The sequence below is a fragment of the Citrobacter sp. CK189 genome (assembly GCF_030333505.1).
In the GTDB taxonomy this organism is placed as follows: Bacteria; Pseudomonadota; Gammaproteobacteria; order Enterobacterales; family Enterobacteriaceae; genus Citrobacter_B; species Citrobacter_B koseri.
In genome coordinates, this window is sequence record NZ_JAOWFV010000032.1 from 204,905 (window position 1) to 219,895 (window position 14,991).

Below are 14,991 nucleotides of genomic sequence, written 5' to 3' on the forward strand. Positions count from 1 at the left end.
CCCTCCTGTCAGAATTCGATAATGTCTGCCGCTTCACGACAGGGATATTGCAAGGGGTGTGCCAGAAATGAAAAACGCGGGATAATTCAGGCTTGTAGGGTGCGGCTGGGGAAGGAAAAGAAAAAACGCACTATAACGGTGCATGGTACGTTACATTTTTGCACCAGATTGTTGATTGCCGGATGGCGGCGTAAGCACCTTATTCGGCCTACAAGAGCGCATTGTCCGTAGGCCTGATAAGCGCAGCGCCATCAGGCGCTGAGCGATTCCTCACGCGCGCTGGCCGCCAGCTCTTCACCGGCAAGCTGTAGTTGGTACATCTGCCAGTAACGCCCTTGCGCTTCGAGCAGTTGTTGATGCGTACCGCGCTCGACCGCCTGCCCGCGATGCAGCACCAGAATGGTGTCCGCATCAACAATGGTTGACAGGCGATGTGCAATCACCACCAGCGTGGTGTGTTCACGCACTGCCGCCAGCGCTTGCTGAATCGCCTGCTCAGTACCGGAGTCAATGCTGGCGGTGGCTTCATCCAGAATCAGAACCTGCGGCGTATCAACCAGCACCCGCGCCAGCGCCAGCAGCTGTTTCTGCCCGACGGACAGATTATTGCCCTGCTCGCCCAGCCGGGTGTGGATACCCTCGCTCAGACTACGCGCCAGCTCCGCCAGTTGCACGGTTTCCAGCGCCTGCCAGACCTGTTCCTCAGAAATATCGCGCCCCAGCGTGACGTTTGCCAGGAACGTATCCGCCATCACCACCGGGTCCTGCTGCACCATCGCGACTCCCTGACGTAAAACCCCGTGGCTCAACGTTGACAGCGAACGGTCGTCAAGGCGAATGTCTCCCTGTGTAAGCGGGTAATACCCCATCAGCAGGCTGGCGAGGGTACTCTTGCCGCTGCCGGTATGCCCGACCAGCGCCACAAAGCTGCGCGACGGAACGGAGAGCGTAATGTTTTGCAGCACCAGATTGTCGTCACGGTAGGCGAAGGAGACGTCATCAACGTCAATCCTGCCCGACTGCAACGGGCGCTCATCCCGACCATAATCCTGGCGTGGGCCGTCCATCAGTTCGAATACGCGCTCCCCCGCCACCGCAGCCTGCTGCAACATCGACTGTTGGGTCGTCAGTTCAATCAATGGCTCGTTCAGACGCCCCAGATAGCTGATAAAGGCGTACAACACCCCGACTTCAATGGTGCCGCGCGAGGTAAAGCTAAACAGCATCAGTAATCCGCAGAGGATCAGCGCGGAAAAAAGGCTGAGCAGCGGGCGCAATAAAAAGCCGTCCAGTCGCAGGGTCTGCATCCGCGCCATATAGTGCGAGCGGCTGGCCTCCCCCATTCTCTCGCCAAACCGCGCCTGCTGGCGGAACTGCTGAATGACGCTCATGCCGTTAATGACCTCATTGAAGCCATCATTGATGTCCGCCAGATATGCCCGCACGCGGCGCACAATCGGCGTGCTATAGCGCTGGTAAATCACCATCACCACCAGCACCGCCGGGAAAATCGCCATCGCGACCAGCGCCATCCGCCAGTCGAGGCTGAACATGGCGACCAGCATCGCGCCAATTAACGCCGCGCTACGCAGCACCGTCGCCACGACCGTAACGTAAAGGTCGCGGATGACTTCCGTATCATTGGTCACGCGAGAGATCAGTTGCCCCACCGGCTGCGTGTCAAAGGCGCTCAGTGGCTGGCGCAAAGCGGCATCCATCACATCAGTACGCAGCTGTTGCACTACGCCGACGGCCGCCTGATTAAACAACAGCGACTGCGCATAATGCAGCCCCGCCGCCAGAAACTGTAAGCCAATGTACGCCGCCACCAGCCCCGCGACCGTGCCCAGCGGCAGGTGGCTCTTCGCGACCATATTGTCGATAAAGTAGCTGATAAGTAACGGGCCGCTGACTTCCGCCGCCGCCGCGATCCACAGCATCACCACGGCGATGGCAAGCGGTTTACGCCACGGCGAACCATACGCCAGCAGCCTTTTCAGGGTCGGCCATAACTGTCCAAAACTACGCATCTGCCGTCTCCTCGTTGATTTCAGGAGCGTCAGTCAGCGCCGCCTCCAGTTGCTGATAGCGATACATATCGCGATACCAGCCCGTTTGCAGCACTAATTCATCGTGATCGCCACGCTGGGCGATATGGCCATGCTGCATCACGATAATCTCGTTGGCTTCCGTCAGAGCGGATAAGCGGTGCGCGCTAATAATCACGGTGCGCCCCTCTCCCCACTGGCGTAAATTATGCAGAATCTGGTGTTCGGTACGGCCATCCACCGCCGACAGCGCATCATCCAGAATCAGGATTTCCGCATTGAGCAGTAACGCGCGCGCAATAGAAATGCGCTGTTTTTGCCCGCCGGACAGCATGACGCCGCGTTCGCCCACTTCGGTGTCATATCCTTGAGGCAGACGCAAAATATCCTCATGCACGCTGGCCAGCCGCGCCACCTGTTCAATCTCTTCCTGCGTCGCGTTTGGGCGCCCCAGCGCGATGTTATTGCCGACCGTGTCGGAGAACAGGAACGGCGTCTGGCTGACGACCGCCAAGCGACTGCGCCAGCTATCAAGCTGCAAGCGCGTCAGCGGAATATCATGAAAACGGATATCCCCCTGCGTAATATCGAAATGGCGCTGAATAAGCGAAAGAAGAGTGCTTTTCCCCGCGCCCGTCGGCCCGCAGATCCCCAGCATCTGCCCTGGCTCAAGCTGGAATTGTACATTTTCCAGCGCCGGATGCGCGGTTTGCGGGTAGCTGAATTCACGAATGGAGACCGTCAGCGCTCCCCGACCTTCCGGCACCGTCTCCGTTCCGTCGTTGACGACCGGCGCTTCCGCCAGCATCGCGCGGATACGGCTGTACGCTGCGCTACCGCGTTCCACAATGTTAAACATCCAGGCCAGCGCTAACATAGGCCAGATCATCAGCCCGAGGTACATCATAAAGCTGGTCAGTTCCCCAAGCGTCAGCGTACCGTGCACTACCATCCAGCTTCCGCCGCCGATGGCGAGCAGATTAGCCATGCCGATGGCAATATAAATCGTGGGATCAAAACGGGCGTCGATACGCGCTACCCGCATGTTTTTCTTCCCGGTGTCTTCCGCGTCCGCCGCAAACAGCGACGACTGTCGATCTTCAAGGCCAAAGGCTTTGATCATGCGAATGCTGGTCAGGCTCTCCTGGGTACGATCGTTCAGGCTGGAAAATGCCGCCTGCGCCAGTTTGAAGCGGTTATGCAGACGGTCGCCGTAGCGCTTGATCATCAGCGCCATAACCGGCATAGGCAGCAGCGCGAACAGCGTCAGTTGCCAACTGAGCTGCGTTGACATCACGATCAGCACGGCGCAGCCCATCACCAGCGAATCCACCAGCGTGAGCACCCCTTCCCCGGCGGCAAAGACGACACGATCGACGTCGTTAGTCGCGCGCGCCATTAAGTCGCCGGTGCGATGTCGCAGATAAAATTCCGGGTGCTGGCGACTGAGCTGGCGGTAGTAATCTTCACGCAGTTCAACCGCCAGTTGATAAGAGGCGCCGAACAGCAGCACGCGCCAGACATAGCGCAACAAATAGACGATTACCGCAATCATGGCCATCGTGCCCACCCACATCAATACCTGACCGGTAGTGAAATGTTGCGCAGTGACGCCATCCACAACGATCCCGACCACTTTGGGCGGGATCAACTGAAGGACAGCGATAATGATAAGCAAGGCCACGGCGCCGAGATAGCGACGCCACTCCCGACGGAAGTACCAGCTTAATTGAGCAAATAATCGCACGCGTTATATCCTGACATGATTTCCGGCAATATTTTCCGGGAGAATTATTCAATAGGCAGAGCGGTTGTGTACTTAATCTGTTCCATCGCAAAGCTCGACGTTACGTCTGACAATCCCGGAACACTGTTCACCAGACGTTTGTAGAAGTCGTCATAACGCTTCATATCTGCTACCTGAACCCGCATCAGATAGTCGTATTCCCCGGCCATACGCCAGAACCCCAACACTTCCGGCATTTCGGTGACCACCGTCACGAAGCGGCTGTACCATTCACTGCTGTGATGCTGGGTTTTGATCAGTACGAACGCCGTTAACCCCAGACCCAATTTCTCTGGGTCCAGCAGCGCGACTTTACCGAGGAGAATGCCGTCGTCTTCCAGACGTTTCAGCCGTTTCCAGCAGGGTGTGGTGGTCAGATTAACGGCATCGGCCAGCGCCTGCAAAGAGAGGGTGCAGTCCTGCTGCAACAAAAGCAGCAGCTTACGGTCAATTTTATCTAACATACCCACCCCACAGAGAAGATTTTTCTCCCTACATTCTATTTTAAAGGTGAAATGGCAACAATTTTTTCCGTGCTTTTCGCTAATCTGGGCACAAAATGACAAATGGAAATTAATGATGAATAGCACCTGGGTTAAAAACGCCATTAATGAAATTAACGCTGACTATCAGCGTTCAGCCGACACGCATCTGATCCGGTTGTCGCTACCGGCGTTTCCGGGCATCCAGATCTACCTGAAGGATGAAAGCACCCATCCGACCGGCAGCCTGAAGCACCGTCTGGCGCGTTCATTGTTCCTGTATGGGTTGTGTAACGGCTGGATTAAAGAAAACACGACCATTATTGAATCCTCCTCCGGTTCAACGGCGGTTTCCGAAGCCTGGTTCGCCCGACTGCTCGGCCTGCCGTTTATCGCGGTAATGCCTTCCTGCACGGCAAAACGCAAAATCGAACAAATTGCGTTTTATGGCGGTCGCTGCCACTTTGTCGAAAGCGCCTGCGAGATTTACGCCGCCTCTGAGCAACTGGCGCACGAACTGAACGGTCACTATATGGATCAGTTCACCTATGCCGAACGCGCCACCGACTGGCGCGGCAATAATAATATCGCCGACAGTATTTTCCATCAGATGCAGCGTGAGCCGAATCCGGTGCCGAAGCATATCGTGATGAGCGCGGGGACGGGCGGCACGTCAGCGACAATTGGCCGCTATATTCGCTGTCATGGGTATGACACGCGCCTGATGGTGGTTGACCCGGAAAACTCGGTCTTCCTGCCCTACTGGCAGAATCGCGACGCTACATTGCGCAGCCCGGTGGGCAGCAAAATTGAAGGGATTGGCCGCCCGCGCGTGGAACCTTCCTTCATCCCGGATGTGGTGGACGAAATGCTGCGCGTACCCGACGCCGCCAGCGTCGCGACCGCGCACTGGCTGGAAACGCAATTGGGCCGTAAAGTGGGCGCCTCCACCGGCACTAATATGTGGGGAACGTTGCAGATCGCGGCCAGAATGCGCGACGCCGGAGAGACCGGTTCTCTCGTCACGCTGCTGTGTGACAGCGGCGAACGCTATCTCGACACCTATTACAATCCCCAGTGGGTTAACGATCACATTGGCGATTTAGCGCCGTGGCAGGCGGAAATTGCCCAACTGCTGAACGTCCGTTAAGCGGCATAAAAAAAACCAGGCTTTACGGGCCTGGCTTGCTGGAAAGGATCGCTCATTCGGGGGAATAAGGTAGATGCGGATTATCCAGCCAATGCGTTAAAAAGTGAGAGACCGCCTGATTACGACAATGGCCAATCACTGAAAGATGAGGCAGTTCAGCGATCAGTTGCGGCATCGCGTTGCCCATAATCAAACCACGTCCCACGCTCTCCAGCATTTCGCGATCGTTCATCGCATCGCCAAACGCCATGCATTCCGTCAGCGACAGCCCCAAATGGTCGCTTAATACCGCCAGCGCGGAACCTTTATTACAGCCGAGCGGCAGCACTTCCAGGCAATCCACAGCGGAAAAGCAGAGATTCGCCCGCTCGCCCAGCGCCTCATTCAGTTGAATACGCAGCCGGATCAGATCGTCGTGATCGCCACAGAAACAGATCTTAGTGACCTGGTGGGCCGGGATACGTTTGACATCCACGATCTGATAGTGGAATCCGCTGTAGACATGCGCCTGTAATAGCGCGGGGATCGCGCTCCCCGTAAACCAGCCGTTATCGTTGAATACGTGCATACTGGCCCGGGTATCCCACGCCTGGTGCAATACGCGATCCGCAATGGCGGGGTCCAGATCCTGGCGATGCAGCATATCGCCTTCCTGCGAATGAATGCGCGTCCCGTTGCCGGTTATCAAAAACGCATCCATTGAGATGGCCCCCAGAATATGCCGCATTTCCAGCACATGCCGACCGGTCGCAAACGTCAAAGTGATATCGCGTTCACGCAGGCGCGCCAGCGTTGCAAGGGTCTCATGACCCAGATGGTGGTTTGGCATCAAAAGCGTGCCATCCATATCAAATGCAGCCAGACGAGCCATCTCTTTCTCCACACTGTGACGCAATTAACTTGTGATTGAGTATCACCTGAGATATACGGAAGTAATAGTGAATAGATAAAATGAATTGTTCCGGGTTTCAATGCGACTTCTCAACCGTTTAAAACAATATCAACGTCTCTGGCAGCCCTCAGCCGGAGAACCTCAGTCGGTCACCGTTGGGGAACTGGCGGAGCGCTGTTTTTGTAGCGAACGCCACATCCGTACGCTATTACGCCAGGCGCAGGAAGCCGGTTGGTTAACATGGGAGGCGCAATCCGGGCGGGGTAAGCGCGGTAAACTGCAATTTCTGGTCACGCCGGAGTCACTGCGCAATACCATGATGGAACAAGCGCTGGAAAAAGGTCAGCAGCTTAATGTGCTGGAGCTGGCACAGCTGGCGCCAGGCGAACTGCGTACCATGCTGCAACCGTTTATGGGCGGGCAGTGGCAAAACGACACGCCAACCCTGCGTATTCCCTACTATCGTCCGCTGGACCCGTTGCATCCGGGATTTCTGCCCGGTCGCGCAGAACAGCATCTTGCAGGACAAATTTTCTCCGGCCTCACCCGCTTTGACAACGCCAGCCAGCGCCCCTGCGGGGATTTAGCACATCACTGGGATATCTCCGCCGACGGTATGCGCTGGGATTTTTATATTCGCTCTACCCTGCACTGGCATAATGGCGATACGGTAGAAACTGCGCAACTGCACGCGCGCCTGCTGATGCTGCTTGACCTGCCAGCCCTCAATAAATTGTTTATCAGCGTCAAGCGTATTGAAGTCACCCATCCGCAATGCCTGACGTTCATTCTCCATCGCCCTGATTACTGGCTGGCGCACCGTCTGGCAAGCTACTGTAGCCACCTGGCGCACCCGCATCAGCCGCTGTCAGGCACCGGACCTTTTCGGCTGACGTTATTTACGCCGGAGCTGGTACGCCTGGAAAGCCACGACAATTATCACCTTTGCCACCCGCTGCTAAAGGCGATTGAATACTGGATCACGCCTCAGCTTTTTGACCAGGATTTAGGCACCAGTTGCCGTCATCCGGTACAGATCGCCATCGGCAACCCTGAGGAGCTGGCCTCACTTAGCCAGGTGAGCAGCGGTATTAGCCTGGGATTTTGCTACCTGACGCTTAAAAAAGGCTCGAAACTCAGCCTGCAACAGGCGCGTCGCCTGGTAGACATCATTCATCATACGTCGTTATTACAGACGCTGCCGGTAGATGAAAATCTGATCACGCCCAGCAACGCGCTGCTGCCGGGCTGGGTAATGCCGCAATGGAAGGGGCTGGAATCCGTTGAATTACCGAAAAAACTGACGCTGGTCTACCACCTTCCCGTTGAGTTGCACACCATGGCGGAGCAACTCCAGCAATATCTGGCAACGCTCGGCTGTGAATTAACGTTGATTTTCCACAACGCGAAAAACTGGGATAACTGCCCTTCGCTGGCAAAAGCGGATCTCATGATGGGCGACAGACTGATTGGCGAAGCGCCGGAATATACGCTTGAGCAGTGGCTACGCTGCGATCAACTCTGGCCGCATGTGCTGGATGCCCCTGCTTTCGCCCATCTTCAGGCCACGCTGGATGCCTTACAAACGCAGCCCGGTGAAGACGACCGCTATACTGCGTTACAACAGGTATTCACGAGTCTGATGAATGACGCCACGCTTACGCCGCTTTTTAACTATCACTACCGTATTAGCGCGCCGCCGGGCGTCAATGGTGTTCAACTCAATCCACGCGGCTGGTTTGAGTTTGAGAAAGCATGGCTTCCACCGCCGCGCGGTGAAGAAGCTGGTCGCGGCCATCCGCAGGCGCTACCATAGCGTTTTTCGTTTTTGTCAGGATAAGTTATGAAACGTGCCGTCGTTGTATTCAGTGGAGGCCAGGACTCCACAACCTGTCTGGCGCAAGCGCTGCATCAGTATGATGAAGTGCACTGCGTCACCTTTGATTATGGTCAGCGCCATCGCGCTGAGATTGATGTCGCACGTGATCTGGCCTTAAAACTCGGCGCGCGTGCGCATAAGGTGCTGGACGTAACGCTGCTGAGCGAACTGGCGGTCAGTAGCCTGACGCGCGATAACATTCCCGTACCGGACTATGAACCGGATGCCGACGGTATTCCGAATACGTTTGTCCCTGGGCGTAATATTCTGTTTCTGACTCTGGCGGCAATTTACGCTTATCAGGTGAAAGCCGAAGCGGTGATCACCGGCGTTTGCGAGACGGATTTCTCCGGCTACCCGGACTGCCGCGATGAGTTTGTCAAAGCGCTGAACCATGCCGTCACCCTGGGTATGGCGAAGGATATTCGCTTTGAAACCCCGCTGATGTGGATTGATAAAGCCGAAACCTGGGCACTCGCTGATTACTGGGGCAAGCTGGATCTGGTGCGCGAAGAGACGCTGACCTGTTATAACGGCATCAAAGGTGACGGTTGCGGGCAGTGCGCCGCCTGTAATCTGCGCGCCAACGGTCTGAACCATTATCTGGCGGATAAACCGGCAGTGATGGCGGCAATGAAGCAGAAAACAGGGTTAAAGTGATCGTTTTGCCGGATGGCGGTGCACGCACCTTATCCGGCAACTTTCCGTTACTTCACCATCTGCTCCAGTTTCTCGCGTAACTCACCTTCCAGCGGCAATGCTTTCTGCGTTTTCAAATCAATACAGACAAAAGTAATCTGCGCGTCCACCACAACCTGCCCTTCCGGCTCAAGCGTAATGACCTGGCTTAAAATGCCGCTCTTCCCGTTTAACTGCTGCACCTGACTGGTGACGGTCAGCAGATCGCTCAGCACGGCAGGGCGACGGTAGTTAATATTAATATTCACCACCACAAAAGCGATGTTGCGGGCCGTCATCCATTGAAAGCTGTCACTGTTTTCCAGCCCATCCCAGCGTGCTTCTTCAAGAAACTCAAGATAGCGGGCATTATTAACGTGCTGATAAACATCAAGGTGATAACCACGGACTTTGATTTGTGTTTGCATAGCGCAATAACCTTACGTTGTTGTTATAGGAACAGAGGCCATAACTGGTATGACCTCATTATCCTGGCAAACTTTTGCCACAGTGCAAGTTATTACAGCGTCAGCACCGCCAGATTGCGTTCCACCAGCGAACTCCCCATCCCCGGAACCTGCTTTAAATCATCCACCGTTTTAAACGGCCCATACTCTTCCCGATAGTTGACTATCGCCTGCGCTTTTTTCAGCCCGACGCCATTCATCACCCGCGCCAGATCTTCCGCTGAAGCCGTGTTGATACTGACCCTCGCGCCTTCATCATCGCTGGCCTTTGCAGGCACGGAGGCTTTAGTCTGCGTGGACGCAGACGAATCCGCCTTTGTTTGTACCGCCTGATTTTTCTCTACCGTTCCGGCAGCCAGCGCGTTGTGCGTCATGCCTGCGCAGGCCAGAGTCATCGTGACCAGCAGTGCGTTGATTCCATGTTTCATACTGTTTTCTCCTTGTGTGTTAACAGTGGCATCACGATAGCGGGGCGGCGAAAGGCAAACAAATAGCAAATATCAGAAATGGAAAAGGCCGCGAAGGCGGCCTTTGAGGGTTACAACTTTTTGCAGTTTTTTGCGAAGCGTCTCGGTGATTACTGCTGTTCCAGCGCATCGCCGACTTTGATTTTCGCCGCTTTACGCAAGTTACTCATCAGCGCTTCAAAGGTAATCTGCGCGTTATTCTGGGTAATACCCTGAACCATCGCTTTTTTCTGCTCTTCCGGCATAGAGCCCGCTTTCACGTCGTCCAGCGCCAGCAGCACAACGTTGCCCTGCATATCGTTAGCGACGCCATAGCTCGGCTTATCTTTCTCTGGCAGACCCAGCGCAAACGCAGCCTGGCTTACCGGGTCCTGCCCGGTACGGCTCAGCGTTTTCGCTTCGCCAAAGCTCAGACCGGCCGCTTTCATCGCTTCTGCGCCTTTACCCGCTTTCAGCTCAACCAGCAGTTTGTCAGCATCCAGTTTTGCCTGCTGCTCTGCTTTGTTGTGCTTAACGAGCGCAGCCACCTGCTCTTTCACGTCAGCCAGAGGCTTAACCGCTTCAGGTTTATGCTCGCTGATGCGCAGCACGAATGCGCGGTCGCCATCCACGGTGATGATATCGGAGTTGCTGCCCGGCGTACCGTTCTCGCCAACCAGACCACCGTTGAAGATAGCATCGACAACCGGTTTAAAATTCAGCTCTTCTGGCAGGTTGTCATGGCTGAACCAGCCGGTTTCAACCGCTTTCACGCCAGCGGCCTGTTCAGCGCCCGCCAGAGATTCGGTATCGTTGCTCGCCGCATCGCTGACTTTTTGTTGCAGCGCGTAATAGGCATCCAGCGCTTTTTCCTGCTTCACTTTCGCGGCAATGTCATCACGCGCTTCGCTCAACGGCTTCACTTTCGCAGTCTGAACATCATCCAGACGCGCAACCAGGAAGCCAACAGAGGATTTAATCACGCCAGACAGCTGGCCTTTTTCTTTCAGGCCGGCATTTTTCAGTTCGTCCGGCGTGGTGGCGTCTTCCAGCCAGCCCATATCGCCGCCGTTGCGCGCAGAGATAATGTCTGCGGATTTCTCTTTCGCCAGCGCGGCAAAATCACCGCCTTTGTTCAGCGCGTCCAGCACCGCTTTCGCTTCATCTTCCGTTTTGGTCTGAATGACGCTGTAACGGTTACGCTGCGGCTGGGTGAACTGATCCTGATGCTGGTCATAGTAAGACTGGATATCCGCATCGTTGACCGTTTCCTGCATGGCAGCCGCATCCAGCTTGATGTAGCTCACGCGGAACTGCTCCGGGGTCATAAAGCGGTTCTTGTTCTGCTCGTAGTAGCTGGACACTTCCTGATCGGTAGTCTGCTGCTTCGCAGCCAGTGCGTTAACGTCAATCGTCGCTTCACGCACCACACGCTGCTGCGCGACTAACGCCGCCAGCTCGTCCGTTTCACCTTTCAGCATGAAATCAGTACCGGCAACGCCAGCAATCAGTTGTTGGGTGGTGAGCTGGTTACGCAATGCCTGAGCATACTGATCGGCTGTCATCCCCATCTGATTCACAATCGCGTTGTAGCGGTTGTTATCAAATTTGCCGTCAACCTGGAAAGCCGCCGTTGAAAAGATGGCCTGCTTAACCTGTTCGTCGCTGATGCTGAGTTTAAGCTCATGCGCGTATTGATCCAGCAAGGCTTCATCGATAAGACGATTCAGTACCTGCTGACGCAGCGTTTTCATGTAGCCTTCATTCGCCGCCAGTTCAGAATACTGATCGCCCAGCTGCTGCTGCATACGATTACGTTCGCTGTTAAACGCATTCTCAAACTGCGAGCGGCTGATTTCCTGGTCATTCACTTTTGCGGCGTAGTTATTGCTTCCGCCAATCAGGTAACCACTCACGCCGGTCAAAATGAACGACACGATAATGATACCGAAAATAATCTTGAGCACGAGACTGTTAGCAGCCGTGCGTAAGCTGTCCATCATGGTGTAACCACACTCCGCTGTAGGTGACTGTTTTGCGTATTCATACTTCACGCAGCATAGCGTTTTCTGAACGCTGCGCGGAAAGCTGTATTGTGACAAGAAACCGGGGTAATTGTCAGCCCACAACCAGCATAAACTCAAATAAAGTAGTACTGGACAAATAAAAAAGGCACATCAGATGATGCGCCCTTGTACTTTGTCACATCCCCAGGGGGAGAAGCTCTTAGTTTACCGCGTCTTTCAGCGCTTTACCTGCACGGAAACCCGGCACTTTAGCGGCGGCGATGGTGATCTCTTTACCTGTTTGCGGGTTGCGACCAGTACGGGCAGCACGCTCTTTAACAGCAAAAGTACCAAAACCTACCAGCGCTACATCATCACCTTCTTTCAGTGATTCAGTGACAGAAGCAATAATTGCATCTAACGCACGTCCAGCCGCAGCCTTAGAGATATCAGCCCCTGCAGCAATTTTGTCGATCAGTTGAGATTTATTCACTCTTCTCTTCCTCTTTTATAATTTATATCGCACCGGAATCCTTCAAAGTGCGACCGCGCAGCAGTTATATCAGGCCTGCCATGCCCTTACAACACCCGTTAATGATGGCAAGCCCGATCCGTCATCTAAATTAGCTATACAAAAAAAGGCTGGCAAGCACGAAATGCCCTGCCAGCCCTGTTTTTCTTAGCGCTATTTGCGCGAGGTCACTATTTTGCGGTGACAACCTGTATGCCGGACGGCTCATTTTGCAACGCAAGAGTCAGAACTTCCTCAATGCGTTTCACCGGATGAATGTCCAGATCGGCAATAACGTTGTCTGGAATCTCTTCCAGATCGCGTTTATTCTCAAACGGAATTAACACGGTTTTGATCCCGCCACGGTGCGCCGCCAGCAGTTTCTCTTTCAGGCCGCCGATAGGCAGTACCTGGCCTCGCAGGGTAATTTCCCCGGTCATCGCCACATCAGCGCGAACAGGATTACCCGTCAGGCAGGAGACCAGCGCGGTACACATCGCAATACCGGCGCTCGGGCCGTCTTTCGGCGTCGCCCCTTCCGGTACGTGAACGTGGATGTCACGTTTTTCGTAAAAGTCTGGATTAATACCCAGTTTTTCCGCACGCGCACGCACCACGGTCAGCGCAGCCTGAATAGACTCCTGCATAACCTCACCGAGAGAACCGGTGTAAGTCAGTTTGCCTTTACCCGGCACACAGGCGGTTTCGATGGTCAGCAGGTCGCCGCCCACTTCCGTCCATGCCAGACCCGTTACCTGACCCACACGGTTTTCGTTGTCCGCGCGGCCATAGTCAAAGCGCTGTACGCCGAGGTAGTCATGCAGGTTATCGCCATCGATCACAATGTGTTTCAGCGACTTATCCAGCAGCAGCTGTTTCACGGCTTTGCGGCACAGTTTGGAGATTTCACGCTCCAGGCTACGCACGCCCGCTTCACGGGTGTAGTAACGGATAATGCCGATAATGGCGCTATCCTCAACCGTCAGCTCGCCTTTCTTCAGCGCGTTACGCTCGATCTGTTTCGGCAGCAGGTGCTGTTTAGCAATGTTCAGCTTCTCGTCTTCGGTATAACCGGACAGACGAATCACTTCCATACGATCCAGCAGTGGCGCCGGAATGTTCATGGAGTTGGAGGTGGCAACGAACATCACGTCGCTGAGATCGTAATCCACTTCCAGGTAGTGATCGCTGAACGCCACGTTCTGCTCAGGGTCCAGCACCTCAAGCAGCGCAGAGGCCGGATCGCCACGCATGTCGGAAGACATTTTGTCGATCTCATCGAGCAGGAACAGTGGGTTTTTAACGCCCACTTTAGCCATTTTCTGGATCAGTTTACCCGGCATAGAGCCGATGTATGTCCGGCGGTGGCCGCGGATTTCTGCTTCATCACGCACGCCGCCGAGCGCCATACGGATATATTTACGCCCGGTCGCTTTGGCGATGGACTGACCCAGAGAGGTTTTACCTACCCCCGGCGGCCCAACCAGACACAGGATCGGCCCTTTGATTTTGTTTACACGGCTTTGTACCGCGAGATACTCAAGGATGCGATCTTTCACACGCTCCAGACCGTAATGGTCTGTGTCGAGAATTTCCTGTGCCTGACGCAGGTCTTTTTTGACCTTGCTACGCGCGTTCCACGGCACCTGCACCATCCAGTCGATGTAGCCGCGTACAACCGTCGCTTCCGCCGACATCGGAGACATCATTTTCAGCTTCTGCAATTCTGCTTCCGCTTTCTCTTTTGCCTCTTTCGGCATTTTCGCCGCATCGATTTTACGCTTCAGCGCTTCGTTTTCATCCGGCGCGTCGTCCATCTCGCCCAGTTCTTTCTGAATGGCTTTCATTTGCTCATTCAGATAGTACTCACGCTGAGATTTCTCCATCTGCTTTTTAACGCGGTTGCGAATACGCTTCTCAACCTGCAACAGATCGATTTCAGATTCCATCATCGCCATCAGATACTCCAGACGTTCGTTAACGTCGGACATCTCCAGCACGGACTGCTTATCCGCCAGTTTCAGCGGCATATGGGCAGCGATGGTGTCCGCCAGACGCGCAGGATCGTCAATGCTATTGAGCGACGTCAGCACTTCCGGTGGGATTTTTTTGTTCAGCTTGATGTAGCCTTCGAACTGACTGATGGCAGTGCGCACCAGCACTTCCTGCTCGCGCTCATCAATCGCCGGCGATTCAAGGTATTCCGCCTTAGCGGAAAAGTGTTCGCCGTTATCTGACAGCGCAGAAATACGCGCGCGCTGCAACCCCTCAACCAGCACTTTGACAGTACCGTCAGGCAGTTTCAGCATTTGCAAAATTGAGGCCACGGTCCCGACGGTGAAAAGATCATTTACACCCGGCTCATCCGTTGATGCTTCTTTCTGGGCGACCAGCATGATTTTTTTATCATGGTCCATAGCCGCTTCCAGACAACGGATAGATTTTTCCCGCCCTACAAATAAGGGTATGACCATGTGCGGATAAACCACCACATCGCGCAACGGCAATACGGGGATTTCAATGCGTTCAGAACGCTCAGGATTCATAGAGCTCTCTCTTAGTTTAGTGTCCGCCAGGTAATCAGACTGCGCGACTGTGCTTCACGCAGCCATTAACATGTATGTCAGTATATGGGGATGTTTCCCA

At 54.7% G+C, this 14,991-nt stretch carries 12 protein-coding genes; 3 read left to right on the plus strand and 9 right to left on the minus strand.

Going from position 1 to position 14,991, the window contains the following annotated elements; genetic code table 11:
- Window positions 1-251: 251 nt before the first annotated feature.
- Genes OGV83_RS02460 through decR form a run of 3 tightly spaced genes read right to left on the minus strand, consistent with a single transcriptional unit; the run spans window position 252 to window position 4,298 of the window.
- Complete coding sequence (locus tag OGV83_RS02460) at window positions 252-2,030, minus strand: SmdB family multidrug efflux ABC transporter permease/ATP-binding protein (RefSeq protein ID WP_134769670.1); 1,779 nt, start codon at window positions 2,028-2,030, stop codon at window positions 252-254.
- The gene (locus tag OGV83_RS02465; RefSeq protein ID WP_200028381.1) at window positions 2,023-3,795 is read right to left on the minus strand and encodes a SmdA family multidrug ABC transporter permease/ATP-binding protein; all 1,773 of its coding nucleotides are present in this window, start codon (window positions 3,793-3,795) and stop codon (window positions 2,023-2,025) included. The genes OGV83_RS02460 and OGV83_RS02465 overlap by 8 nt, the downstream gene beginning before the upstream one ends.
- Before the next feature lie 44 nt (window positions 3,796-3,839).
- Window positions 3,840-4,298 (minus strand): DNA-binding transcriptional regulator DecR, encoded by a 459-nt coding sequence (gene decR, locus OGV83_RS02470; protein WP_012133534.1) that lies wholly within the window; start codon window positions 4,296-4,298, stop codon window positions 3,840-3,842.
- A 112-nt stretch (window positions 4,299-4,410) separates the two neighbouring features.
- On the opposite strand from decR, the gene OGV83_RS02475 reads away from it, so the two are divergent.
- Window positions 4,411-5,466, plus strand: a complete 1,056-nt coding sequence (locus tag OGV83_RS02475) for a PLP-dependent cysteine synthase family protein (RefSeq protein WP_101743911.1) — start codon at window positions 4,411-4,413, stop codon at window positions 5,464-5,466.
- 52 nt (window positions 5,467-5,518) lie between these two features.
- Here the strand turns inward: OGV83_RS02475 and cof are convergent, their stop codons facing one another.
- Window positions 5,519-6,337, minus strand: a complete 819-nt coding sequence (cof, locus tag OGV83_RS02480) for an HMP-PP phosphatase (RefSeq protein ID WP_024130593.1) — start codon at window positions 6,335-6,337, stop codon at window positions 5,519-5,521.
- A gap of 100 nt (window positions 6,338-6,437) precedes the next feature.
- Here cof and OGV83_RS02485 point away from each other — a divergent pair, with 100 nt between their 5' ends.
- Window positions 6,438-8,174 carry an SgrR family transcriptional regulator gene (locus OGV83_RS02485; protein WP_115626436.1) on the plus strand — a complete coding sequence of 579 codons (1,737 nt, stop codon included), beginning with the start codon at window positions 6,438-6,440 and terminating at the stop codon, window positions 8,172-8,174.
- Window positions 8,175-8,201: 27 nt separating this feature from the next.
- On the plus strand, window positions 8,202-8,897 hold the full coding sequence (gene queC, locus OGV83_RS02490; protein WP_012133538.1) for a 7-cyano-7-deazaguanine synthase QueC: 696 nt from the start codon (window positions 8,202-8,204) through the stop codon (window positions 8,895-8,897).
- Window positions 8,898-8,944: 47 nt separating this feature from the next.
- Here queC and fadM read toward each other — a convergent pair whose 3' ends face one another.
- The 5 genes from fadM to lon form a co-directional block, all read right to left on the minus strand.
- On the minus strand, window positions 8,945-9,343 hold the full coding sequence (gene fadM / locus OGV83_RS02495; RefSeq protein ID WP_012133539.1) for a long-chain acyl-CoA thioesterase FadM: 399 nt from the start codon (window positions 9,341-9,343) through the stop codon (window positions 8,945-8,947).
- 92 nt (window positions 9,344-9,435) lie between these two features.
- Window positions 9,436-9,810 (minus strand): helix-hairpin-helix domain-containing protein, encoded by a 375-nt coding sequence (locus tag OGV83_RS02500; protein WP_047458466.1) that lies wholly within the window; start codon window positions 9,808-9,810, stop codon window positions 9,436-9,438.
- Window positions 9,811-9,959: 149 nt separating this feature from the next.
- Window positions 9,960-11,831 (minus strand): peptidylprolyl isomerase, encoded by a 1,872-nt coding sequence (gene ppiD, locus OGV83_RS02505; RefSeq protein ID WP_058668700.1) that lies wholly within the window; start codon window positions 11,829-11,831, stop codon window positions 9,960-9,962.
- Window positions 11,832-12,054: 223 nt separating this feature from the next.
- A complete protein-coding gene (gene hupB, locus OGV83_RS02510) occupies window positions 12,055-12,327 on the minus strand; it encodes a nucleoid-associated protein HU-beta (protein ID WP_003021629.1) in 273 nt (90 codons plus the stop codon).
- A gap of 209 nt (window positions 12,328-12,536) precedes the next feature.
- Window positions 12,537-14,891 (minus strand): endopeptidase La, encoded by a 2,355-nt coding sequence (gene lon, locus OGV83_RS02515; protein WP_012133542.1) that lies wholly within the window; start codon window positions 14,889-14,891, stop codon window positions 12,537-12,539.
- Window positions 14,892-14,991: the final 100 nt, after the last annotated feature.